The following is a 24784-nucleotide window of genomic DNA, read 5'->3' on the forward strand; positions in this document are numbered from 1 at the left end:
GGCGGTCGCTTTCCCCCTGCCGAAAAGGACTTTTCCGTGGACGTCATGACCAGTACCGGCCCCTTACGAACAGCCGTCGTGGTGAACCCGGTGAAAGTGCCCGACCTCGACGACCTGCGCCGCACCATCACCGACGCCCTTACCGCCGAGGGCTGGCCGGAACCGATGTGGCTCGAGACCACCGTCGACGACCCCGGCGCCGGCCAGGCCACCCGAGCCGTCCGCGACGGCGCCGAACTCGTCTTCGCCTGCGGCGGTGACGGGACCGTGATGGCCTGCGTGACTGCCCTCGCCGGCTCCGACGTCGCCCTGGCCGTGCTGCCTGCTGGCACCGGCAATCTGCTGGCCGCCAACCTCGGACTCGCCGGCGACCTCGCCACCGGCCTCGAAGTCGTCCTGCAAGGCGGACGCCGACGCATCGACGTGGGCGCGGTCGGCGAGCAGAGCTTCGCGGTGATGGCCGGCATGGGCTTCGACGCCCACATGCTGGATGCCACCAACGACACCGCCAAGAAACATATCGGCTGGCTCGCCTACGCCGCCGGAGCCGCCCAGCACCTGCGCGACCGCCCCATGCACCTACGCATCACCCTGGACGACAAACCCGCCTTCACCCGCAGGCCCCGCACCGTCATCGTCGGCAATGTCGGCCGGCTGCAGGGCGGCATGCGACTGCTCAATGACGCCCAGCCCGACGACGGGCTGCTGGACGTCGCCATCCTCAGCCCTCGCACCCTGCGCCACTGGGCCGCTCTCGGCTGGGGCGTGCTGCGCCGCAAACAGAGCGTGCCGAGTATGGAGACCTACACCGCCACCCGCGTGCAGATCCGCAGCAAGCGTGCCCAGCCCCGCCAACTCGACGGCGACCTCATCGACCCGGGCAAGGATCTTCTGGTCACCGTACGTCCAAAGGCTCTTTTGCTCTGCGTGCCGCAACCCGCCACCGAGCCCGACCTCGCCCACGACGCGGCCGCTGTTGAGCGCGACGCCCACGAGCTGCGTTGATCCGGGTTATCTTCCGGTGATGCGAGCGGACACGTCGTTCGGACGGCTCATGGCGGCGGTTCCGCGGAGGCGACGTGCCGGACCATAGGTGTTAGACGCCCGCGCTACATCTTTCGCATCTATGCTGCCTCGCGTGACCGGCAGCGGGGCGAGCAGTGTGGATCTCAGCGATGTGCTGCTCGCGGTCGAGCGGGCCGCCCCGGTCGACGCCCTGGAGGCGGTGACTCGCAGCATCGGCGGCCGTCTCGAGGCGTTGTGGGTGTCGTTCCTGGTGGCGGACATGAGTGGCCGTGCCCTGGTTCGCCTGTCCCACGTACCGCTCGGCGCCGCGCCGGACGCCCGGCGTCAGGGTCAGGACGTCGCGGTGGTGCTGCCCTTCGACGGGGGGCCTCAGGAGCAGGCTCTGCGTGGCCAGCGCGTACTGGTGCAAGCAGCCGGGGACGTGTTCGTGGTCCGCGCGCCGGTTACCCAACGGGGAGAAGCCATCGGTCTGCTCGAGATCGCCCTGCCCGCGTCACCGCCAGACGCGACCGTGCAGGCGGTGGCGCGGGCCGCGCACACGCTGGCGTTCGTGATCATCGCCAACCGCCGGCACACCGACCTGTTCGAGTGGGGCCAGCGCACCACCGCGTTCACTCTCGCCGCGGAGATCCAGCGCCGGTTGCTGCCGGCCTCGTTCACCTGTGAAGCCGACTCGTTCACCCTGGCGGGCTGGCTGGAACCGGCGGCCAACATCGGCGGCGACACCTTCGACTACAGCCTTGCCCGAGACGAACTGCACCTGAGCATCACCGACGCCGTAGGCCACGGGGTACAGAGCGCACTGACCGCGACCCTGTGCGTCGGCAGTCTGCGTAACACCCGCCGAGGCGGCGGGACCCTGCTCCAGCAAGCAGAAGCCGCGAATCTGGCGTTGCTCGACCATGCTCCCGGCGGGTTCACCTTCGCTACCGGGATGCTCGGCCGGCTCGACCTGCGCACCGGGATCCTGTCCGTCGTCAACGCCGGGCATCCCACCCCGCTGCTGATCCGCGACACCACCGCCCAGCCGGTGCCGCTTCCGGCCAATCGGCCCTTCGGAGTGCTACGCCACCGCCCCTATCGGGAGGCGCAGATCGCGTTGCAGCCAGGCGACCGGCTGGTGATGGTCACTGACGGCATGCTGGAACGAGGCGCCGCCGACCTGGACCTGCCCGTGCGCCTGCAGCACCTGAGCGGACTACACCCTCGCGAAGTAGTCCGCGTCCTCGGCGACCTCGTCCTCGAAGTCGCCGGACCCACCCTGCCCGACGACGCCTGCCTGCTGGTCCTCGACTGGCACGGCGGCCACGGCACCACCCGCCACACCGCCGCCGGCGCCGACCTTCACCGCAGCAGCACACCCGCCACCACCGCTGCCGCGTAACCACCGGCAAACGCCTCAGGGACGCACTACCACGCCACGGCAGGAGCGTTGTCTCCGTTGCGCTGTCCAGCGCCAGGTCATCTCAAGCGACGGACGCCGCGGTGAACGCCACGAGCAGTCGGACCGGGTGACCAGGTTGCGGCTCGAATGACCGGCAGCAGGGCTTACACGTGGACCATCGCGGGGAAGTCACGGGCGGCAGTTGACGTATCCGGAACCCCAGTCGTCGGCCGAATTGGCGTTGTAGCGGCCGGTTCTACGCAGAGTGAGTTGATCGCGTGGTGATCCGGTGGTGATCGGATGTCGGTTGACCAGCGGAAACGCGGGTTAGCGGCCATTTTGCTTCCCATCTCCAGCTCGTCTAGATCCCGTTATGTGGGACGTGGTGATCCTGTGGTGATCGGTTGTTCCGGAGTGGCCCGTCTGCCCTGGTACTGAGCAGCAGTCTTGCGCCCAAGCGTGACTAGGCTGGACGGTGAACTCCTGTGCCAGTGGCGGCACCACCGCTAGCTGGTTGAGATGGCGCGACCACTATTCCGCTTGCGTGTACATGACGATCCAGCGCTTGAGGCGCTGCATGACCCGAGGGTCGACTTCCAGGGTGTCGATGCGGGTCGCGACGATCATCGGGTCGATCAGTCCTGCCTCGATCAGGGCGTTGGCGAAGGCGTGGTCCTTCTCGCGGCCGGCTACCAGCTTGGAGACCACGCAGTCGTGCGGGTCGAGTGCGTAGCCGCGTCCGGGCTGCGTGCTCTGCGACTCGACCAGCACGAGGCGGTCACGCCACCCGCAGGGCAGCGTCGCTGTCGTGACGCTGACCCCTTGGGCGTAGTAGCCGTTCATCTCGTGGAACGGCGAGAGCTCGCCGATGGCACCGTCGACCTGATCGGACTTGCGGTTATCCGGGTCGTCGAAGAAGGCCACGTCGACTTCCATGGAGGCAGTGGCTTCCATCGGGAGACAGTCCTCCGGGATGGCTGCCAGAATCGACTGGCTGCCGATCACGACGACGTCGGGATCGTCGGCGATCTGGCTTGCCGCGCGCAGGACGTGCTCCAACTGCTCCCGTCTCACGCCGCGTGCTCCCAGCCGCTCCGGGTGAAGGCTCTGAGAACCTGTTGGCGCTGAGGCGGGGAGAGAACTCCGGCGAAGGGCGAGTTCTGCCGAAGCTCTACGGCCTCGGAATCTTCTGAGGTCAGCGTCTTGAGGACGGCACCAGGTCCTTCGCTGAGTTTGTCGCGCCAGCGCATCAGCCAGACCTCGGTCATGGTGCCCTGGTGCTGAACCAGGAGCCGATCGAGGTTTTCAACGGCTTTACCCAGGACCGCGTCCGGGTCGGTGACGAGGCTGCCGGCGACCGCCTGATGCAGCCACAGCGACTTGAGTTGATCGCGGGTCAGTTTCGGTTTGGGTCGGCGCAGCGCCTCGACGGCTCTGCGCTCGACCCTGCGGTGCTTGCCGACCATGACGAACGGCAGGTCACCCCGCTCGCAGAGGTTCACGACCTGCTGGCGCGAGATGCCCAGAATCTTGGCCACCTCGCCGGTGGTCAAGAGCCCGCTGCCAGTTGGCACCATGATTTGAGACTATCCGCAAACGCCAAAAACACAAAACCCTGCGCGGCCCTCGCTGCCGGCCTTGCCGTGCGCAGTCAGTTCCAAGCCGTTCGCTTGCCTCGGAGGTCTCGGATCAACGCGGCGAGCTCTGCGCTGAGCTTGTCCATGTCGATGAGGTCGCCGGCCAGGTGGTTGAGTAGCGGCCTGATCGGAAAGCGCATCAGGCGCTGGTAGCGGACGCCGTAGGCAGCGACGTGAGTCACCGGGTATCCGTCGTGATGGGCGAGCAGGCTGTAGCTGATCATTTGATCGACCAGTTGCATGCGGTAGTCGGCTATGTCCAGCCGTCCGCTCTTGACCTCCAGCACCGTGGTGCCGAGGAGAAAATCGGCGCACCGAAGACCGCCGAGCAACGCCACATGCGCCCTCGCTTTCCCGTACGAGCTGAGCGCCGTGCGGAAGGCGTTGCTGTAGCTGGCCCACAGGTCGGCGAACGCCCGCCATTCAAAAACTGTCTCGCTGCCGTGGTGAGGCAATGCGTCTGGGTGTTGCCGGAGATGGCGCGCAACGGCATCGGGCTTCGGCCGCGCACCAGAACGCGGATTCATGAACTCCATGACCTGAGCCAGGCGATACGCAGCAAGGAAGAACTTGGCGGGCTCGGCCGTCCTTCCGTCGCGCTGCCACGAACCTAGGCTTGCAGCGGGTGCGCTGGTCCTGTGATAGCCCGCCAGAGGCAGCAACCTGGCGGTCCGCTCTTCGCCGAGAATGTCGAACAAGTGCGTGTAGGGCGGTTGATCACAGAGCGACAAACCGATGGCAAGCTCCATGAGGTCGCCGAAGAACGACTTGTCGTCGACGTCGACCGGAATGGGGATGCGGCCGCACAGGGCGGTCCCGATCTCGGCGCACAGAAGGTGCCGAAGCGGGAAGTTCTTGGCCAGCCATGCCGTGATGAGATCCGTGGTCACTGCTTTCCTCTCGCGACGGGTACAGCGCCGGCCACCGGCGTGGCAGCGCACGGGTACGCGAGACGAGCGATCCGTCCATGAAGACGAGACGTCGTGAAAGGAGAGAGAAAAGGCCGCGAGCGGGATCATCAGCCCTTGACCGAAGTGGCCGTGAAAGTGGGCTCCGCGAGAGAGCGGCGAGCGCGAGGCTCAGTTGTCGAAGATTGGGATGCGGACGGACCGCGGTCCCGACGCTCACGGTAAGCGGTGCCTGGTAGCCGCACAATGCCAACTTCGGCGCCGCCATCAATCTGGCGGCCGCCGGGCGAAGCACCGATGCGGGCGTTAAAGGTCCGTGTCGGGCGGCGTCGAGCGAGACGGACGAGCCCGCCGTGCGCCGGCTGTCAGGTGCGGAACGAGCCGAGCCGTTCCGTGCCTGGTCAGAGCACTTGACCGTTCGGCGGAGTCACGTGATCGTTCGTGCACCCGGTCAGGTGGCCGCGCCACCAGACCGGTACCACGGCGGTCGGCCTGTGGCCACCCCTTCGGTCGGGCGCCGGCTTCGAGTTCGATGCCCAGCGCCGGGTTGGTGGGGATCAATCGGGCGCGGCGAACGGCGTCGTTGAGCGCGACCCGCAGGGTGCCGAACAGCCTCGCATGCTGGATGCGCCCATCGGCCGGACACCACGGAACTTCAGGCGTACGAGTGGGTCGGGGCTGGCTCGTGCGGTGCGGATCTGTTCGTTGCGGGCGTCGAGTGCGGTGAACATGGTCTGGATGTGGCTGGTCCGCAGAATTTGCAGCGGGATGTCGCCGAGGTGCGGGATGAGGTAGGAGCGGATGTGGTCGCCGTACCCGCGGATGGTCTTGGGCGAGAGCCCGCGCCGTCCGGCCAACCATTCGGTGAGGTATTCGCCGGTGGTGGTCGGCACGGTGGCGGGGACACCGGCGCGGACGCGGGCGGCGACGGTGTCGCGGTCGGGCAGCGGGATGCCGTTCTTGCAGGCTTGGAGTAGGTCGCCGATCTGTGCGGCGAGGCCGGTGTCGTCGCCGGCCAGGGCGAGCAGGGATCGGGCGTGGTCGAGCTCGGTGCGGGTGGTGTCGCGGTCGTCGAAGCCGCTGCGGCGCAGCACTCGGCGTCCGCGCCCGGCTGCGACAGGTAGTTCGAGTTGGTAGCCCCACGTGCCGTGGTTGGTGCTCCAGGAGCCGCCGGGGCGGCGTAGTTTCGGGCAGCCGCTGTTGAGTTCGAGTCCCTTCGGGCGCACATCTCAAAGGCCGTGACCTGAGGCAACGCGGGTCACGGCCTTTTGTTTCCCGCTACTCGCCTGCTCGTATCCCGTACGGATCGTATGGGTGGAAGTCAGGACCAGACCCGCTGCTCGTTGTGTTCTTCCTTGCGGCGCAGCGCCTCGCTCAGGTCGATGCCGTAGCGGTTGGCCACCGCACACACCAAGATCAGGATGTCGGCGAGTTCTTCGTCGACCGTGCCGACGATCGAGGTCGTGTCGACGGACAGGTGCTCGGACTTGCGAACGGCCTTGAACAGTTCTCCGACCTCCTCGCCCAAGAGCAGGCACTGGTCGATGACGCCACGATCGGCGAATCCGCGCTCCTTCTCCATCGCGGCGACGTAGCGCTGGATTTCGGGCAGGGTCGCGGCGTTGGGCAGCGGGAGCATGGGCCGGCCTCGGGTTGGACGTCAGGGCGTCGCGGACGCTATCAGCCCAGGTGCCTCGAAGGCATCCGTGCGGTTCACCCGTCCGAGTCTCTCGGTCGAGCCACCAGCTACCTTCTTCAGGCATTGATCCGAAGACTGCTCTGCTGGCTTTCACCGACGGCGAATTGCGGCCGGCGTTGCCGGGTGCGACTCCATCCGATGCGGCAGAGGCTGAAGCGGTTGTCCGGAAGGTGCTTCCGGGGTATCACGTGACGTTGAAGGCTGACTCCACTCTCGACGTGACCTGTCCACCCGACGACATCACCCATGTCACGGTGCTGCCCGGAGCTGAGTTGCTGTGCGATCGCAGACTCGTGATCAGGCGTCCTTCCGCACTGCCGTTCGACTTCGAGCGCCGGTACTGGGACGGTCTGCATCCGGTCGATCCGGACCCGGCGTGGGAGGACGAGGATCCGTATCCGCTGCCGTTGCGTCCCTTGGAGTTGGGCGAGGCAGCTCTGGGCGCTTTGTTCGGCTTCGTCATCGACGGCCTGCAGTCGTGGCGAGGGCCTATGAAACTAACGATCCACGCCGCTTCGCAAGGTCATCCGTCCTGGTGCGGTTCTGAGCGCCGAAGGTTGTGGCCGGGCTGATCCGGCCATGCGAGGAATCCCTATGATGCAGCCGTATCTGAATCGGGGGACAGTTTGATGTCACGGAAAGTCTGGTCGGCCCTTCTTCTTTCGGCCGTGACCACCCTTGCTGCCACGGCCGTCGCTGGTCCCGCCGCGGCATCGGGCCATGGGTGGGTGAGCGCGGGCGCCATGACGGTCTCGTTCTCGACCCACGACAAGGTCAAGAGCAAGGTCGTGATCACCCGGTCCGGCCGGACCGTCACCATCGACGACCGGGTGGCTGTCAAGCCCGGCAAGAACTGCAAGCAGGTCAAGGGCGACAAGACCCGGGTCCGCTGCAAGACGAAGAAGACCCCCGTCAAGGTGGTCGTCAGGCTTTACGACCGGGACGACTCGGTGGTCAACAAGAGCGATCTCAGGTTGGTGGCGTACGGCGGTCCGGGCAACGACAGGCTTGTCGGCGGCCCGAAAGCTGATGTCCTGCACGGCGAGGATCTCTGCGACCCGGCGGCCGGCCACGACAAGATCTACGGCATGGGCGGCGCGGACCTCCTCTACGCCGGTGACGGGTCCGACTACGTCTCCGCGGGTGACGGCAACGACCGGGTCCTCGGCGACAGCGACTGCGTCACCGCGTCCGACGGTGCCGGCAACGACGTGATCCACGGTGGCAACGGCGACGACGACCTCTTCGGCGACAACGGCAACGACAAGATGTACGGCGGCAACGGCAACGACTTCATTCAGGCCTGGTACGGCGCGGACCGGATCGAGGCCGGCGCGGGCAACGACCAGCTGTACGGCGACCCCGACGACCGCAAGGCCTACGCCGACGTGCTGCTCGGTGGCACCGGCCGGGACCTGGTCGACTACCAGGGCTACAAGAAGCCTCTCACCGTCTCCCTGAACGGCGTGTCCCGCGACGACGGCGTGGCCGGCGAGCGCGACACCGTCGGCGCCGACGTGGAACGCCTCAACGGCGGCTCGGGCAACGACCGCCTCGTCGGCAACGCGGCAGCCAACTGGATCATGGGCTTCGCCGGCAACGACGCGATCCTCGGTGGCGGCGGCAACGACGACCTGTACGGCAATGAGGGTGACAACAAGCTCTACGGCGAGGCGGGCGACGACGTCCTCTACGTCTACTACGGTGTCGGCTTCCTCGACGGCGGCGCGGACAACGACGTGTGCCACGGCCGGTACGAGACCGTCACCCTGGCCTCCTGCGAGACGTTCCAGCCCTGGTGATCCTCCGCGGACAGTGTGAATCCATGAGCGACGGACTTGGACTGATCAGGAATGGAGAAGGAGGGCGGCGGCGTCGCCGTTAGCTTGATCGGAGACGCTGTCGACGACGAAGGGCGACTCCAGTGAGCAAACTCAGCAAGGATGGCCTCTCCGCGACCGAGCGCGCCGCGGTCAAGGACCGGGCGGCGGAGGTGCGGTCGCAGGCACGCCGGGCGAAGAGCGCGGACAAGGCGGCTGCCGACGAGAAGGACGTGCTGGCGAAGATAGCCGAGATGGCGCCACCGGACCGCGGGGTGGCAGAGCGCCTGCACGCGATCATCAAGGAGACCGTTCCGGAGCTGGCGCCGAAGCTGTGGTACAGCCAGCCGGCCTACGCCCTGGGCGGGAAGGTGGTCTGCTTCTTCCGCAGCGGTCAGGGGGACAAGGAGCGCTACTCGACGTTCGGCTTCTCGGCGGAGGCGAAACTCGACGAGTCCCGCGGCCTGTGGGCGACGTCGTTCGCGCTGACGGAGCTGAGCGACGAGGCAGAGGCGATGATCAGGTCGTTGCTGAGGAAAGCCGTGGGTTGAGCATGCTGCGGTCCTCGGATCAGCCCCGGGCGGTGCGCCTGAACAGCCGGCACATCGCCCGGGGCCGGGCCGCTGCTACTTCCGGTACCAGGTGCGGGTAGCCGTGGTGATGACGTTACCGAGCTTGTCGTACGCCCGGACCTGCACCTTCATCGTCTTCTTCTGCTTGCCGGTGTTGACGCTCAGCACGTACCCGGCGGTCTTGTCGGTGGCGACCACCTTGCCGTTCACGAGGAGCTCGACCCGCGCGACGCCGGCGGCGTCCACCGCCTTCACCGAGACCTTGACCGTGCCCTTGACCTTCGCCTTGTGCTTCGGCGCCTTCGTGATCGACACGGACGGCGCCTTGTTGTCGGCGATCACCGTGCGGGTGTAGGCGCGGGTGTTGCCGAGCTTGTCGGTCAACCTCCAGGTCAGCGTGACGTTGCCGTTCGCCTTACCGGTGCTGACGTTCTTCGCCGAGCCGGTGCCGAGGTATTTGCCGTTCGCCCACAGCTCGGCCTTCGCGACACCGGAGGCGTCCCGCACACCGCTGAGCGACGTCGTGAACGTGCCGCGCACCCGCGTGTTCTGCTTCGGGTTGAGCACGGTTGCGGTCGGACCGTCGTTGTCGGCGACCACGGTCCGGTCGAAGCGGCTGAGGTTGCCCAGCGCGTCCACTGCCTCGATCGTGAGGGTGCCGCGGTTCGGGACGACCGTGGCCGTCCAGTCGCCGCCGGCCTGCTTCATCACCACACCGTTGACCTTGGCGGAGGCGGTGTCGGCGCTGCGGAACACGACCTTCGCCGCGCCCCGGACGTGCGTGCCGGCCGCCGGGGAGACGAAGCTGCCGGCCGGGCCGGTCGTGTCCACCTTGACGACCGTGGTCGCCTCGGTGGTCTTGCCCGCGACGTCGGTGACCTTCAGCGAAACGGCGAGGTCGCCGGTGAACCCGGCCGGCGGCGTGAGCCGCAGGGTCTCCCACGGCTTGCCGGCCGCGACCGTCTTGCCACCGGCTGTCATCTCGACCAGCGCGATGCCGTAGTCGTCGGTGACGGTCGGGCGGACGTCGATCGGCTTGGAGATCAGCTGATCGGCGGTGAGGCCGGTCGCGGTGATCTGCGGCGCCGCGGTGTCGTTGCCGGCCACCTGGTACACGGCCCGGGCCGCGTTCAGCACCGGCAGCTCCCCGGCGACCGTGGTCTCCACGATCGCCTCGCGCACCTGGGCGGCGGTCGCCCCGGGGTTCGAGGAGAGGGCCAGAGCGGCGGTGCCGGCGACCACGGCGGTGGCGCCCTCCACCCCGTCCAGCTGGGAGGTCTGGCCGAGGTGGTTCACCGCGGGTGCGCCCTCGGCCGCGGCCACGTCGATCCACCGGTCGCCCGGGTGGTCGCTGCTGTAACGTCCGGTGACCCGGCCGGAGGTGTCGACGGCGCTGACCGCCAGCACCGGCTCGATGGACGCCGGGCGGACGGACCGGCCGTTGTAGACGTTCTTGCCGGCCGACGCGATGATCAGCACGTCTTTCTTCGCGGCGTGCTCGACCGCCTCCTGGATCAACTCGGACTCCGAGTCGACGGCGCCCGCGGTCGTGATGATGTCGGCGCCGTGGTCGGCCGCCCAGACGATGCCCGCCGCGAGGCTCGCGGAGAGCGCGATGACTTCGCCCTGATACTCATGGGCGATCGTGACCGGCATGATCCGGCAGGTCGGGCACGCACCCGAGTCGCCGGCGATGATGCCGGCCGCCATCGTCCCGTACCCGGCCGTGTCCTCGGTGCTGCCGCCGAGCGGCAGATCCTCGAGACCGACGAACGGCATCCGGGTGGCGTCGTGGCCGGGCACGAGCCGGTCCTTCGGCAGATCACGGTTCGCCGTGACGCCGGTGTCGAGGACAGCCACCGTGACCGGTTCGGTGCCGGACTTTCCCTGAGGCATCTGAACGGTCTGCAGCTCACGGCCGGTCAGGCCGTTCCGCTCCGACTCGTCCAGATCGACGATGGCTTCCCGCTTCACGTAGCGGATGGCCGGGTGCGGCTTCTCCAGCTTGTCCATCAGCGCGTTGAAGTCGTCGTATTCGAAGCCGGCGCGGACCGCCCGCAGTCCCGGAATCCACTCCGGAGTTCCGTGCAGGTCGAGCCCCAGCCCCTTGAACAGGGCCAACGGATCCGTTCCCGGAACGAGACCGACGTTGAAGTGGAGCGCGCTCGGCGCGGCGGCGGCCGGTGTGGCCGAACTTGTGACGGCGCCGCCCAGGAGAAGGGCGGCAAGACCTAGCGATAGTGCACGCAACGATGGCCCCCGTAGCCATTGATGACATGGATGAGGTTCGCATGGTATCGATCTTCGCCGCCGCAGGTAGTCCCGGGCGGGCCCCTCGCGGCGGCAGGGACCCGCTGCCGGGACGAGAATGAATAACACTTCTGTGGTTGCGGAATCAGAATCGGCCGACCGGACCGTTCTTCTTAGGCCCTGGTTAAGTAACCGGCGGCCCATCTCCCGCGGACTCCGGCATCGATAACTTCGCTCTCATGGCAGTATCGAAACGGCGGCGGATTCTGGCCGTCGCACTCACCAGCACCGTGGTCACCGCCCTCGGAGTCGCGGGCATCACCTCCGCCATGGCCGCCGAGAGTGGCGCCATCAAGGGTTTCGGCGGCAAGTGTGTCGACGTGGCCGGGGCCGACCCGGCGAACGGTACGGCCGTGCAGCTCTGGGACTGCAACGACACCGCCGCGCAGCGCTGGACCGTCGACGGTGAACGTGTCCAGGCTCTCGGCAAGTGCCTCGACGTCGCGGCGGCATCGCATGCCGACGGAGCCAAGGTGCAGCTCTACGACTGCAACGGCACCGGTGCGCAGAAGTGGGCGGCGCGTGACGGCCAGCTCGTCAACACCGGCTCCGGCAAGTGTCTGGACGCCGCCGGTACGCGGCTGCAGATCTGGACGTGCACCGGCGCCGGCAATCAGCTGTGGCAGCTACCGGGAGCGGCGGTTCCCGCGCCCACCACACCGACGACCGCGCCGGCCGCCGGCGTGAAGAAGGGCGTCAGCACCTGGCAGTTCCCTGGCCTGTCCGGCGCGGTCGACGATGTCGGCGCCAAGTGGTACTACAACTGGGGCACCGACAACGACAGCATGCCGGCCGATGCCGAGTTCGTGCCGATGATCTGGGACGAGAACGTCGTCACGGCGGCGAACCTGGCCAAGGTCAAGACTGAGGGCCGTACGCTGCTGGGCTTCAACGAGCCGGATCTGCCCGGCCAGGCCGAGATGACGGTGGAGCAGGCGCTCGATCTGTGGCCGCAGCTGCAGGCCACCGGCATGCGTCTGGGCAGCCCGGCGGTGGCGTTCGGCGGGGACACTCCGGGCGGCTGGCTGGACCGCTTCATGACCGGCGCGAAGCAGCGCGGCCTGCGGGTCGATTTCATCACCCTGCACTGGTACGGCTCCGACTTCAGCGACGCCGCGGCCGGCCAGTTCATGGGTTATGTCAAGGCGGTGCACGACCGCTACAAGCTGCCGATCTGGGTCACCGAGTACGGCCTGATGAACTTCACGGGCACCCCGAAGTTCCCGAACACCGAGCAGATCACCCGGTTCATCAGGAGCTCCACCGCCCAGATGGAGGCCGCGCCGTACGTGGAGCGATATGCCTGGTTCTCGCTGCCGGCGGTCGGCGACTCGGTCGACTACGGCCTGTACCGCGACGCCACCACGCCCACCGAGGCGGGGAAGGCCTACCGGTCCGCCGGCAGCTGACGGGCGCGGAGCTGAATTCGGGCCAACCGGACCTAACGAACGCGATAACAGTTTTCCGGGAAGCGCTTCCCCGAATTTGTTCAGGTAAATCCAATACCGACAGACGTGAAAGCGGCCGAAGGGCGTGGTCAGCGCGCTCTCTGGATCTTTTGTTGCCGGAATATTGACGCGCCGCAACAGCGAAGTAACAATGCAAAGAGAGCGCTCTCTCGGCTGTGCTGCTTTCTCTCCCCCCGATCAGTCGCACGTCCGTCCCCCATGGACGCGCGGCAACCCGTCCGAACAGGCAGGAACATGACACCCCCATACCTGACTTCCCCATCACCGCAGAAACGCAGGCGCCGCGGGCGAGTCGTGCTCAGTGGCGTCCTCGCCACAGCGCTCGGCCTCACCGTCGCCTCGGTCACCAGCAACGCCAGCGCCGCGGACATCCCGCTGTCGCAGGGCAAGCCGGCCACCGCCTCGTCCGTCGAGAGCGCCGCCTTCGCCGCGTCCGCCGCGGTCGACGGCAACGCCGGCACCCGCTGGTCCAGCACGTTCGCCGACCCGCAGTGGTTGCAGGTCGACCTGGGCAGCACCCAGTCGATCAGCCAGGTCGTGCTGAACTGGGAGGCGGCGTACGCCTCGGCCTTCACCATCCAGACCTCCGCGAACGGCACCAGCTGGACGAACATCACCCCGACCACGACGGGCCGGGCCGGCGTTCAGACCCTCAACGTCTCCGGCAGCGGCCGGTACGTGCGGATGAACGGCACCACCCGGGCCACCCCGTACGGCTACTCGCTCTGGGAGTTCCAGGTCTTCGGCAGCGGCACTGGTCCGTCGCCGACCCCGACCACTCCGTCTCCGACGCTCCCGACCTCCGACCGGCCCGACCTGGGCCCGAACGTGCGGGTCTTCGAGCCGGGTACGCCGGCGTCGACCATCCAGACGGCGGTGGACCAGGCGTTCAACGCGCAGCTGCGCAGTTCGACCGCGCAGTTCGGCTCCCAGCGCCACGTGTTCCTCTTCAAGCCCGGCACATATGGCCGAGTGTGGGCCAACGTCGGCTTCTACACCACGATCGCCGGTCTCGGCCTCAACCCCGACGACGTGACGATCAACGGCGCGGTGAACGTCGACTCCGGCTGGAACTTCGGCGACGAGTCCAACGCGACCCAGAACTTCTGGCGCAGCATGGAGAACCTGTCGATCGTGCCCGAGGGCGGCACCAACCGCTGGGCCGTTTCGCAGGCCGCCCCGATGCGCCGGGTGCACATCAAGGGCAACCTGACCCTGGCGCCGTCCAACCAGGACAACGGGCAGGGGTACTCCAGCGGCGGTTACCTGGCCGACTCCGTGGTCGACGGTGTCGTCTCCTCGGGCTCCCAGCAGCAGTGGTACACCCGTGACAGCCGGATAGCCCGCTGGGACGGCGGCGTCTGGAACATGGTCTACTCCGGCGTCCAGGGCGCCCCGGCCAACGCGTTCCCGAACCCGCCGCACACCACCCTGGCGACCACTCCGGTCACGCGGGAGAAGCCGTACCTCTACGTCGACAGCGCCGGCGACTACCGTGTCTTCGTGCCCGCTCTGCGGCGCAACTCCGCGGGCGCCAGCTGGCCGAACGCCGCCGGAACCTCGATCCCGATGCGCGAGTTCTACGTCGCCAAGCCGAGTGACAGCGCCGCCCGGATCAACTCCGCGCTCGCCCAGGGCCTGAACCTGTTCTTCACCCCGGGCACCTACTCGCTCAACGAGACGATCCGGGTCACCCGCCCCAACACCGTGGTGACCGGCATCGGCTTCCCGACCCTGATCCCGAACAACGGCGTCGAGGCGCTGAACATCGCCGACGTCGACGGTGTCAAGGTCAGCGGCCTGACCTTCGACGCCGGTACGACCAACAGCCCCACGCTGATGAGCGTCGGGCGGGCCGGTGTCCACACCGACCACTCCGCGAACCCGATCAGCCTGCAGGACGTCTTCTTCCGGATCGGCAGCAGCGTCCAGGGCAAGGCCACCACCACCCTCGCCGTGCACAGCGATGACACGATCATCGACCACATCTGGGCCTGGCGGGCCGACCACGGCGGTGCGCCCACCGGCTGGACGGTCAACACCGGTGACACCGGCCTGATCGTGAACGGCGACGACGTCCTCGCCACCGGCTTGTTCGTCGAGCACTACCAGAAGTACGAGGTGATCTGGAACGGCAACCGCGGACGGACGATCTTCTTCCAGAACGAGAAGCCGTACGACGTGCCCAACCAGGCGGCCTGGATCGGTCCCCGCGGCAACGGCTACGCCGCCTACAAGGTCGCTGACAACGTCACCGACCACGAGCTCTGGGGTGGCGGTTCGTACGCCTACTTCAACGTCAACCCGAGCGTCCGGGTGGACCGGGCCTTCGAGGTGCCGAACCGGCCCGGCGTCCGGCTGCGCAGCATCCTGACCGTCTCGCTCGGCGACGTCGGCACGATCGCCAACGTCGTCAACGACACCGGCGGCGCCGTCCCCAACCCGGCCGGCAACACCACCCCGCGCCAGGTCGTGGCCTACCCCTGAGTCTCACGGCGTGACGCCGACGCGATGACGATGTGAGTCCGGCGGCCACCGGTGCTACCCGCACCGGTGGCCGCTTTGCTGTGCGGACTTTTGTCACCAGAGGCGAAAGTTAGCGATGATCAATGCAAATGCTTGACGGTCAGTCACCGCACCAGTAAACAAACCTCATCGTTCCATCCAATGATGTCGATGGGGGAGATCGTGAACGTGATCGCCGCGGCCCTGGTGGCCCTGCTCGCCGTGCCGGCCTTCGCGGCACCGCCCACCTATACCACCGCCGAGGCAGGCAACCCGTTCGTCGACGGGCGGTACGCGGACCCCGACGTGGCGATCTACAACGACCGCTACTGGATCTTCCCCACCGCGTCGCGCAGTTACGCCGAGCAGACCTACCTGGACGCCTTCTCCTCCGCCGACCTGGTCACGTGGACCAAGCATCCCAACGTGCTGACCACCGCGAACGTCGCCTGGGCGAAGTACGCGGTGTGGGCGCCCGCGCCGATCCAGCGCAACGGCAGGTACTACCTGTACTTCGCGGCGAACGACATCCAGAGCAACGCGGAGCTCGGCGGCATCGGCGTCGCCGTCGCGGATCGCCCCGAGGGGCCGTACGTGGACGCCATCGGACGGCCGCTGATCGACCGGTTCGTCAACGGCGCGCAACCGATCGACCAGGATGTGTTCATCGACGACGACGGTCAGGCGTACATCTATTACGGCGGCCACGGCCATGCCAACGTCGCCCGGCTGAACAGCGACATGACGAGTTTGGGCACCTTCGCCGACGGCACCGTCTTCAAGGAGATCACGCCCGCCGGGTACGTCGAGGGCCCGCAGATGCTCAAGCGCAACGGCATCTATTACCTGATGTGGTCCGAGGGTGGCTGGACCGGTCCGGACTACTCCGTCGCGTACGCCATGTCGAACTCGCCGACCGGCCCGTTCCGGCGCCTCGACAAGATCCTGGCGCAGGACGCGGCGGTCGCCCGGGGCGCGGGCCACAACTCGGTCCTCAACATCCCGGGCACCGACACCTGGTACACCTTCTATCACCGCCGGCCGCTGGGCGAGACCGACGGCAATGCCCGCTACCTGGCGTACGACCGGATGAACTTCGCCGCCGACGGCACCATCCAGCGGGTCAAGATGCTCGTCAAGGACAACTTCGACGACGGCAACGCGGTCGGCTGGAAGACGTACGGCGGCTCGTGGACCGCCGCCGGTGGGCAGTACCGGGCCCAGCACTCGTACGGCGGCAAGTCTCTGCTGACCGACAACCACGCGAACGCCGTCTACGACGCCCACGTCACCGTCACCTCCGGCAGCGGCGACGCCGGCCTGGTCTTCCGGGCCACCTCTCCCGCTGTCGGCACCGACAGTTACCGCGGCTATTACGCGGGCATCACTCCGGTGGGCCAGGTCATCCTCGGCAAGGCGAACAACAACTGGACCAGGCTGGGCGCCGCGCCGATACCCGTCACCCCGGGCATCCGACACCACCTGCGCGTCGAGGCGGTGGGCACGTCGCTCAAGGTGTTCGTCAACGACATGACCAACCCCAAGATCACAGTCATGGATGGTACGTACGGTGCGGGCTCGTCCGGGCTACGCGTCTACAACGCCGCGGCCGCCTTCGACAACGTCGCGGTCACGGCGTCGTGAGGTTCGGCCCGGCCCGCTTCAGAGCCCTCGATCACCCACCCATCGGCCGACCGCGGCCGCGGTCCCGGCGGCGTACCGGTCCAGCATGCTGAAATGATCGCCCGGCACCTCGGCCCGCTCGTGCGGCACCGACCGTGACGTCCGCCAGTCGGCGGGCATCCCGGGCACCGGCTCACCCGCGGCGACCAGCAGGCTCGGCGTCGCCAGCGGGCCGGGGCGCCGGCCGCGGACCAACCGCAGATAGGAACCCGTGGTGAGCAGCGCGGTCCGGGCGGCGTCCGGCCCGACCCGGCCGAGCACCCGGTCCAGCCCGGTGACCACGAGCGAGGCGAGCCAGTCCTCGGTGAGCATGCCGAGGTCCGTCTCATAGGTGTCGAGCAGGATCACCCCGGCCGGCCCCTTGCTGCCCAGCGCCTCGAGGCGCTCGGTCATCGCCTGCGCGATCTGGCCGCCGCTGGATCGGCCGATCAGCACGTAGGGCCGGTCACCAGCAGCGCCGGCGGCCGCTTCGATGAGCCGGTCGAGCAGGTCGTCGAAGGACTCCGGGATCCGGTGGCGGCCGTCGAAGCCGGGGAGCGGCAGCACGGTCACCGCCTGCCCGGCAGCACGCGCGAAGGCGAGGAACTCGGCGGCGCCGGCCGGGCCGAACGACGGCAGGCAGATCAGCAGCGGTCCCTCCGGATGATCCGTCAGCGACACCGGTTCCACGGGTGCGCGCTCCCGGCCCGCGATCGGCAGCGCGGAGGCGCTGATCAGCAGGTTCACCGCCAGGCAGTGCTGACCGTCGCCCGCGATCGCGGAGAACATCGCCACCAGGCTGTCGCCCCCCTCTCCACCCGCGGCAGCAGGCGTGCGAGACGGAGCCGGCGTGGGCGGGGCCGGCGTGGGCGGGGCCGGCGTGGGCGGGGTTGATGTGGGCGGGGTTGATGTGGGCGGGGTTGGTGGTTCAGCCGCGGGCAGGTGCACCGGGGGCACCCCGGACCCGTCCGCCAGCCGTTCGGCGATCCATCGCGCCAGGGCCGCCGGGGTCGGGTGGTCGAAGACCACGGTGGCCGGCATCGCCACCCCGGTGGCCGCGACCAGCCGGGTCCGCAGCTGGATCGAGCTGACCGAGTCCAGCCCTTGATCCGTGAACGCGCCGCGCACGTCCACCATCGCCGGGTCCGCGTGCCCCAGCTCACCGGCCACCTCGGCACGCAGCAACTCCTCCAGTGCCGTCACCAGCTCGGCCCCGGCGAGCCCGTGCAGTCCTTCGGCCACCGCGGGCATCGGCCGCGACCGGCTCGGCGGCGTCACCGCGGCCTCCGCCTGGTCCAGCACGATCGGCGCAAGCACCGGGTCGTCGCCACGCAGCGCCGCGTCGAACGCCGCGGTCACCTCGGCCGGTGTCATCGGCCGCAACCGGGACCGGCCGACGGGCATGCCGCCGTCCAGCGCGAGCGGGCCCCAGGCGAGCGAGAGCGCCGGACGACCGGCCCGCCGACGGCGACGAGCAAGATCATCCAGGTACGCGTTACCCGCCGCGTAGGCACTCTGACCGGGGTTGCCGACCAGCCCGGACGCCGACGAGCACAGCACGAACGCGGCAAGCTCGCCGCCCAGCACGTCGAGATGCCAAGCTCCGTCCACCTTGGAGCGCAGCACGGCGTCGGCCCGGCCCCGGGTGAGCGTGGCGATCGGGCCGTCGTCGATGACACCGGCCGCGTGCACCACGGCCGTCACCGGCGGGTCGGCCGCCGCCAGCAGCGCCGCCACCTGGGCGCGGTCGCTCACATCGGCCGCCCGCACGGTCACCGCCGCCCCGGCCGCCGTCAGCTCGCCGGCGATCCCGGCGTCGTCACCACGCCGGCTCACCAGCATCAGGTGACGCACCCCGTGCGCGGTGACCAGATGCCGTGCCAGCACCCGGCCCAGCGCTCCGGTGCCGCCGGTGATGAGGACGGTCCCGGCCCCGAACCCGGCGACAGCGCCGGACCGCACCTGTGCCCGGGTCAGCCGGGGAACGCCCAGCACGCCGGCGGTGACCCGGATCTCGGGCTCGGTGGCCGCCGCACGAACCGCCTCGGGCAGCACCCGGCGGGACTCGTCCGTGTCGTCGGTCTCGACCAGGCCGACCTGCCCGGGATATTCGGCGGCGGCCACCCGCACCAGTCCGGCGATCGCCGGCGAGCCCGTGGTGACGACCACCCGTGCGGTCCCGTCCACCCGGTCGCGGAGCCGCTCGGCCACGGTCCAGAACTGCTCGCGTACGTCCTCCGGCCGTTCCGGCTCGGGCAGCGACGCGTCCAGCACGACCGGATCCGCGACGGGGTCGCCCACCGGCACCGGGACGACCGAGACCCGGTACAGGGATTGCGGCAGCGCGCGCAGCGTCAGCTCCCCGATGTCCAGCACCGGCTGATCGTTCTGGGTGGTCAGCCGCACCTGGATGCGGTCCGTGCCCAACGACCGGATCCGCACCCGGGCCGCACCAGCCGTGCTGTGGCGACGGATCCCGGACCACACGAACGGCACCCGCGGCGCGGGATCGTGGGAGGCCAGCAGCCGCGCCGGGTGCAGGGCCGCGTCGAGCAGCGCCGGGTGCGGGTCCGGGGTCTTACCGGCCGCGGCGGGCAGCCGCACCTCCGCGAAGACCTCGTCGCCCGCCCGCCAGGCAGCGGTCACGCCTCGGAACGCGGGCCCGTAACCGCTGCCGTCGTAGAACCCGGTCAGGTCGACCGGCTCGGCCCCGGGCGGCGGCCACTGCGACGTCTCCGGCTTCGGATCCGGTTCGGGCTGCGGCGGCACGACGTCCGGGGCGCACCGCCCTGAAGCGTGCGGTGTCCACTCCGTACCCTCGCGGGCCTGGATCAACAGGGTTCGGCCGCCGTCCACCGCCGGCTCGCCCAGGACCAGCTGGAGATCCACGTCGTCGCCGGCGAGGACGAGCGGGCGGCCGATGACGAGTTCGGTCACCACCGGCACCCCGGCCCACGCGCCGAAGGCGATCGCCATCTCGGCGAGGAACGCGCCGGGAACCAGCACCTCCCCGCCGACCGTGTGGTCGGCCAGCCACGGTTGCGCGGCCGGGGACAACCGCCGGGTCGCCACGTGCCGCCCGGTGCCGGGCACCGCCGTCATCGTGTCCAGCAGGGCCGCCGGCCGCTGATCCGCTGCTCCGCCGCCGAGCCAGAAGCGGCGGCGCTGGAACGGATAGGTCGGCAGGGCGGCCACCCGTAGCGGGTCGGGCCGGCCGAGCAGCGCCGCCCGGTCCACCGCCACCCCGCGCGCCCAGAGAGTCGCCGCGCCGTCCAGCGAGGCGGGGATCGTGCCCTGAGGTGTCATCGGCGCCAGCGTGCGGCCCGGCCCCAGCTCGACGACCAGCTCCGGCAGCTCACGGACGGCATCACCGAACCGCACCGGTTCGCGCAGCTGCCGCACCCAGTAGCGTGCCGAGCGCAGGTCGTCGCCCGTGGCGGGGCGCCCGGTGCGGGTGCTGACCACCGGGATCCGCGCGGGACGATAGGTGACCCCGGCCGCGACCTCCTCGAAAGCGCCGAGCACCGGATCCATGTGCGCGGAGTGGAAGGCGTGGCTGACCCGCAGCATCGTGGTGCGGTGACCACGGTTCCGCAATGACGCGGCGAGCGCCGCCACGACGGCCTCGTCGCCGGAGACCACCACCGACCGGGGACCGTTGACCGCCGCGATGCCGGCTCCGGGACGAAGCTCCGGTCGTACCTCCGCCTCGGTTGCCTCCACCGCGGCCATCGCGCCGCCGTCCGGAAGCGTGCCCATCAGCCGTGCTCGCGCCGCCACCAGGGTCGCGGCGTCCTCGAGCGTAAGAATGCCGGCCACGTGCGCCGCGGCCAGTTCGCCGATCGAGTGCCCGGCGACCACGTCCGGCACGATCCCCCACGACTCCAGCAGCCGGGCCGACGCCACCCCGTAGGCGAACAGGAGCGGTTGGGCGTACTCGGTGCGGTCGGGGTCGGCGCCCGGCGGAACCGGGTTTCCCAGAGCGGTCATGACCTGGTCGAAGGCTGTGCGGAAGACCTCGTGCGGGAGCAGGTCGCGCATGCCGGCGCGCTGGGCGCCCTGCCCCGGGAACAGGAACGCGACCTTGCCGGGCGGGCGACCGTCGCCGATCACCAGACCGGGATGACCGTGCCCGGCGGCGAGGGCGGCGAGAGCGCCCGGCCACGCGGCGGGCCCGCCCAGCAACGCGGCCCGGTGCCGCTGTGCGGCCCGCCCGGCGCCGACCGCGGCCGCCGACAGTCCGTCCTGCCCGGCCAGTTGCCCGGCACGGTTGGCCAGCGCGGCGCCGTCCGCCGCCGACAGCAGCAGCGGCACCCCGGGCCGGTTCTCCGGCTCGGGCAGATCCTCGGCCGGCGGAGCCTGTTCCACGATGACGTGGGCGTTCGTGCCGGAGATGCCGAACGACGACACCGCGGCCCGGCCCGCGCGCCCGGTCTCGGGCCACGGCCGCGCCTCGGTCAGCAGCCGGACGTCACCGGCGGTCCAGTCCACGTGCTCGCTGGGGCGCTCGACGTTCAGGGTGCGCGGCAACCGGCCGTGGCGCAGCGCCTCCACCATCTTGATCACACCGGCGACGCCGGCAGCGGCCTGGCTGTGCCCGATGTTCGACTTGACCGTTCCGAGCCACAGCGGCTGCCCGGCCGGACGATCCCGGCCGTACGTGGCGAGCAGCGCCTGAGCCTCGATCGGGTCGCCGAGCGGGGTGCCGGTGCCGTGCGCCTCGACCGCGTCCACGTCGCTGGGCCGCAACCCCGCGTCGGCCAGGGCGGCCCGGATCACCCGCTGCTGGGCAGGACCGTGCGGCGCGGCAAGCCCGTTGGAGGCGCCGTCCGAGCCGATCGCGGTGCCGCGCAGCACGGCGAGCACCGGGTGGCCGTGCCGGCGGGCGTCGGACAGCCGTTCCAGCAGCAGAAGCCCGGCGCCCTCACCCCAGGCGGTGCCGTCGGCGCTGGTCGAGAAGGCCTTGACCCGGCCGTCCGGGGCGAGCCCGCGCAACCGGCTGAACACGACGAACGGATCCGGTGTGGACATCACGGTCACGCCGCCGGCGATCGCCATCGAACACTCGCCGGCCCGCAGCGCCCGCGCCGCCCAGTGCAGAGCGACCAGCGAGGATGAGCAGGCGGTGTCGACGGTGACCGCGGGCCCGGTGAGCCCGAACGTGTAGTTGATCCGCCCGGAGGCCACGCTGCCGGCCGAACCGAGAACGAGATGGCCCTCCAACTCTGCGGACGGATCCCCGGCCTGGCCGGCGCCGTCGCGGTACATCAGGCCGACGTAATCCCGGTACATCAGACCGACGTAGGTTCCGGTGTCGCTGCCGCGCACCGTGCCGGGATCGATGCCGGCCCGTTCCCACAGCTCCCAGGATGTCTCCAGCAGGAGCCGATGCTGCGGGTCCATCCCCACCGCCTCGGTGGCGCCGATGCCGAACGGCGCCGGGTCGAAGTCGGTCACCCCGTCGAGGAAGCCACCGCCGCGCACATAGGTGTGCCGGGCCCGGTCCGGGTCGGGGTCGTGCAGGTCCGCCGGCCAGCCGCGGTCCGCCGGGAACGGGCTCATCGCGTCGACCTCGCCGTCCACCATCGCCCAGAGGTCCTCCGGTGAGCGGACACCGCCGGGGTACCGGCAGGCCATGGCCACGATCACGATCGGGTCGTCGGGTTCCTGCGACGCTCCCAGCTCGTCGCGCAACACCTTGCCCGACGGGGTACGCGGGATGGCCGTCACGATCTGGATCTCGTCAGGCGCCTTCGCCGCCGACATCCGCCGCCGGGCGGCCGCGAGCAGGGCCGCCGCTTCCACACCCGGCCCGGACGGCACCACATAGCCGACCGCCACCTGCCCGAGCCGGTGATGCGGCCGGCCGGCGACCGCCACGTCGGCCACACCGGGCAGCTCGAGCAGCACCTTCTCGATCTCGGCCGGGTGCACGTTGGCGCCGCCCCGGATGATCAGGTCCCGGGCCCGGCCGGTCAGTACCAGTTGATCGCCGTCGAGGCGGCCCAGATCACCGGTGCGGTACCAGCCGTCGGCCAGCACCTCGGCGGTGGCCTCCGGCAGACCGAGGTAGCCCTTCATCAGGGCCGGGCCGCCGATCTGTACCTCGCCCTCACGGCCGGGCGGCAGAGCGGCGCCGGTGGCGGGATCCACGACGCGTACGTCCCGGATCGCCCGCCCGACCGAGCCCTCCGCGACCGGCTCGCCCCCTGGGGTCTCCAGGGCAATCGCCCCGCAGGTCTCCGTGCTCCCGTAGCTGTTGACCAGCGGCGCACCCAGCAGGGCCCGCACCGAGGCGCGCAACCGCGGCGGGCAGGGCGCTCCACCGGTGACACACATCCGCAGGCTGGGCACCTCCAGCCGGCGGTCGCCCAGCGCGGCCAGCAACCGGTGATAGACGGTCGGTACCCCGGTGAGAACCGTCGGCGCGGTGCTCTCCAACGCCGCGATCAGCTCGTCGTCACTCGCGTGGTCGAGGATCGTGGCGCTCGCCCCGATCACCGCGACGCCTAGCACGCAGCGGGCGTGCCCGAGCGCGTGGAACAACGGCAGCGGCCAGAGCAGCCGGTCCGCAGCGCTGATGCCGAGATGATCGATCAACGACCGGCGCACCGTCCAGAGCCAGCTCGCCTGGCTGGAGACCACGCCCTTGGGCCGTCCGGTCGACCCGGACGTGTAGTGGATCCACGCGTCCTCATCCGGGCCGAGATCGTCCCGGGCGCCGGCCCCGCCCGCCCCGGCCGCGTGGATCTCGGCGACGTTGTCGCCGGTCACGACCAGGCGCGGGGTGCAGTCCCCGGCATACTGATCCAGCTCGGCGGTGGTCGAGCGCGGATTCACGGGTACGCCGACCGCCGCGGCCCGCACCGTGCCGAGCACCGCGACGACGGCGTCGATGCCGGCCGGAAGGCAGATCAGCACCCGCTCGCCGCGCCCCACACCCAGCGCGGCCAGTCCCGCCGCGAACTCCCGGGTCCGTTTCTCCAGCCCAGCGAAGGTGAGCTCGCGATCGCCGCAGGTCAGAGCGGTGCGGGTGGGTTGCCGGGTGGCGTGGAGACGCAGCGACTCCACAAGAGATTCAGGCACCGGCACACGATCCCAGACCGTCGCAAGCCGCTCACCGGCAAGATCCGGGCCGGGCGTTCTGCTCCGACTGTTCTCGAGCATCGATACAACGGAGCGGCAGTTCTCATTCCTGACGCGCCCGCACGGACGTGGCGGCGGGACCGGTCCGGCAAGCCCTGCTCGACCGGGTGATTCCGCAGCTCACCGGCTTCCGCGAGCCTGGTCGATGGGTATGGCGGGGCCATGGGCATGATGACTGGTTGCTGGTGGCGTCGCGGTATCGCCGCCTTCGTGCTGACCCTGCCGGCGCCAGGGGTGGCCGGCTGTGACCAACGGCCCTCGCCGGCGGCCGATTCGCGCCGAGGATCCACGGCGGGGCTGGACGCGGACGGCCGTCAGGCGTGCGCGGAATTCCATGCGGGTTGGCGGCGAGCCGCTGACACGCCGGCGCGGTTGCAGTTGGCCGACACGGTGGAGCGGCTGGCGTGGCGCAGCGACAGCGCAGCGATCGGTCAGCCTGCCGTGACGATGGGGCGCAGCGCCGACGACGGTGACGAGGCGTGGCGGGCCGCGGCGGCCGACCTCCTGCGCACATGTCGCCAGGCGGGATGGGGCACGGCGCCACCCACACTGCCGATCACCGGCTGACGTCACCTCCGCCGGCTTCGGCCTCGCTCCGGCGCGAGCAATGCCGGAATGGGACGCCGAGCCGGGGGTATCCCGCCGC

16 protein-coding genes are annotated in these 24784 nt (G+C 69.8%); 9 read left to right on the plus strand and 7 right to left on the minus strand.

Translation table 11 applies throughout. The features are described 5' to 3' along the window. The first annotated feature begins 45 nt into the window (after positions 1-45). Positions 46-1005 (plus strand): diacylglycerol/lipid kinase family protein, encoded by a 960-nt coding sequence (locus AC0NH5_RS22350; protein WP_474406917.1) that lies wholly within the window; start codon positions 46-48, stop codon positions 1003-1005. 133 nt (positions 1006-1138) lie between these two features. Continuing rightward, positions 1139-2410: a PP2C family protein-serine/threonine phosphatase gene (locus tag AC0NH5_RS22355; protein ID WP_474406919.1), complete on the plus strand. Its 1272-nt coding sequence runs from the start codon at positions 1139-1141 to the stop codon at positions 2408-2410. A gap of 531 nt (positions 2411-2941) precedes the next feature. On the opposite strand, the gene AC0NH5_RS22360 is transcribed toward AC0NH5_RS22355, so the two are convergent. The 5 genes from AC0NH5_RS22360 to AC0NH5_RS22380 all read right to left on the minus strand — a co-directional run bounded on the left by AC0NH5_RS22360 (position 2942) and on the right by AC0NH5_RS22380 (position 6594). Continuing rightward, on the minus strand, positions 2942-3484 hold the full coding sequence (locus AC0NH5_RS22360) for a DUF6036 family nucleotidyltransferase (RefSeq protein ID WP_474406920.1): 543 nt from the start codon (positions 3482-3484) through the stop codon (positions 2942-2944). Next, a complete protein-coding gene (locus tag AC0NH5_RS22365) occupies positions 3481-3987 on the minus strand; it encodes a helix-turn-helix domain-containing protein (RefSeq protein ID WP_474406921.1) in 507 nt (168 codons plus the stop codon). Before AC0NH5_RS22365 ends, AC0NH5_RS22360 begins: the two co-directional genes overlap by 4 nt. Before the next feature lie 74 nt (positions 3988-4061). Then, positions 4062-4937: a hypothetical protein gene (locus tag AC0NH5_RS22370; protein ID WP_474406923.1), complete on the minus strand. Its 876-nt coding sequence runs from the start codon at positions 4935-4937 to the stop codon at positions 4062-4064. Between the two features lie 575 nt (positions 4938-5512). Beyond that, positions 5513-6181, minus strand: coding sequence for an N-terminal phage integrase SAM-like domain-containing protein (locus AC0NH5_RS22375; RefSeq protein ID WP_474406925.1), 669 nt, complete (start codon positions 6179-6181; stop codon positions 5513-5515). A gap of 95 nt (positions 6182-6276) precedes the next feature. Further along, the gene (locus AC0NH5_RS22380; protein ID WP_474406927.1) at positions 6277-6594 is read right to left on the minus strand and encodes a MazG nucleotide pyrophosphohydrolase domain-containing protein; all 318 of its coding nucleotides are present in this window, start codon (positions 6592-6594) and stop codon (positions 6277-6279) included. 50 nt (positions 6595-6644) lie between these two features. Here AC0NH5_RS22380 and AC0NH5_RS22385 point away from each other — a divergent pair, with 50 nt between their 5' ends. The 3 genes from AC0NH5_RS22385 to AC0NH5_RS22395 all read left to right on the plus strand — a co-directional run bounded on the left by AC0NH5_RS22385 (position 6645) and on the right by AC0NH5_RS22395 (position 9025). Continuing rightward, positions 6645-7226: a DUF6928 family protein gene (locus AC0NH5_RS22385; RefSeq protein WP_474406929.1), complete on the plus strand. Its 582-nt coding sequence runs from the start codon at positions 6645-6647 to the stop codon at positions 7224-7226. Between the two features lie 171 nt (positions 7227-7397). Continuing rightward, complete coding sequence (locus tag AC0NH5_RS22390; protein ID WP_474406930.1) at positions 7398-8456, plus strand: calcium-binding protein; 1059 nt, start codon at positions 7398-7400, stop codon at positions 8454-8456. A gap of 122 nt (positions 8457-8578) precedes the next feature. Then, a complete protein-coding gene (locus AC0NH5_RS22395; protein WP_474406932.1) occupies positions 8579-9025 on the plus strand; it encodes an iron chaperone in 447 nt (148 codons plus the stop codon). 75 nt (positions 9026-9100) lie between these two features. Here AC0NH5_RS22395 and AC0NH5_RS22400 read toward each other — a convergent pair whose 3' ends face one another. Further along, positions 9101-11167: an Ig-like domain-containing protein gene (locus AC0NH5_RS22400; RefSeq protein WP_474406935.1), complete on the minus strand. Its 2067-nt coding sequence runs from the start codon at positions 11165-11167 to the stop codon at positions 9101-9103. Between the two features lie 368 nt (positions 11168-11535). Between AC0NH5_RS22400 and AC0NH5_RS22405 the strand changes: the two genes are divergently transcribed. From AC0NH5_RS22405 to AC0NH5_RS22415, 3 genes are all read left to right on the plus strand, one after another. Next, entirely contained in the window at positions 11536-12765 is a 1230-nt protein-coding gene (locus tag AC0NH5_RS22405; RefSeq protein WP_474406936.1) for a glycosyl hydrolase, read from the plus strand. A gap of 294 nt (positions 12766-13059) precedes the next feature. Beyond that, positions 13060-15312 carry a discoidin domain-containing protein gene (locus AC0NH5_RS22410; protein WP_474406938.1) on the plus strand — a complete coding sequence of 751 codons (2253 nt, stop codon included), beginning with the start codon at positions 13060-13062 and terminating at the stop codon, positions 15310-15312. Positions 15313-15501: 189 nt separating this feature from the next. Further along, positions 15502-16974 carry a family 43 glycosylhydrolase gene (locus AC0NH5_RS22415; protein WP_474406941.1) on the plus strand — a complete coding sequence of 491 codons (1473 nt, stop codon included), beginning with the start codon at positions 15502-15504 and terminating at the stop codon, positions 16972-16974. 18 nt (positions 16975-16992) lie between these two features. Here AC0NH5_RS22415 and AC0NH5_RS22420 read toward each other — a convergent pair whose 3' ends face one another. Then, complete coding sequence (locus AC0NH5_RS22420; protein WP_474406944.1) at positions 16993-24078, minus strand: SDR family NAD(P)-dependent oxidoreductase; 7086 nt, start codon at positions 24076-24078, stop codon at positions 16993-16995. 432 nt (positions 24079-24510) lie between these two features. On the opposite strand from AC0NH5_RS22420, the gene AC0NH5_RS22425 reads away from it, so the two are divergent. Further along, positions 24511-24705: a hypothetical protein gene (locus AC0NH5_RS22425; protein ID WP_474406946.1), complete on the plus strand. Its 195-nt coding sequence runs from the start codon at positions 24511-24513 to the stop codon at positions 24703-24705. The last annotated feature ends 79 nt before the right edge of the window (positions 24706-24784 follow it).

Source organism: Actinoplanes sp. 13 (assembly GCF_056134165.1).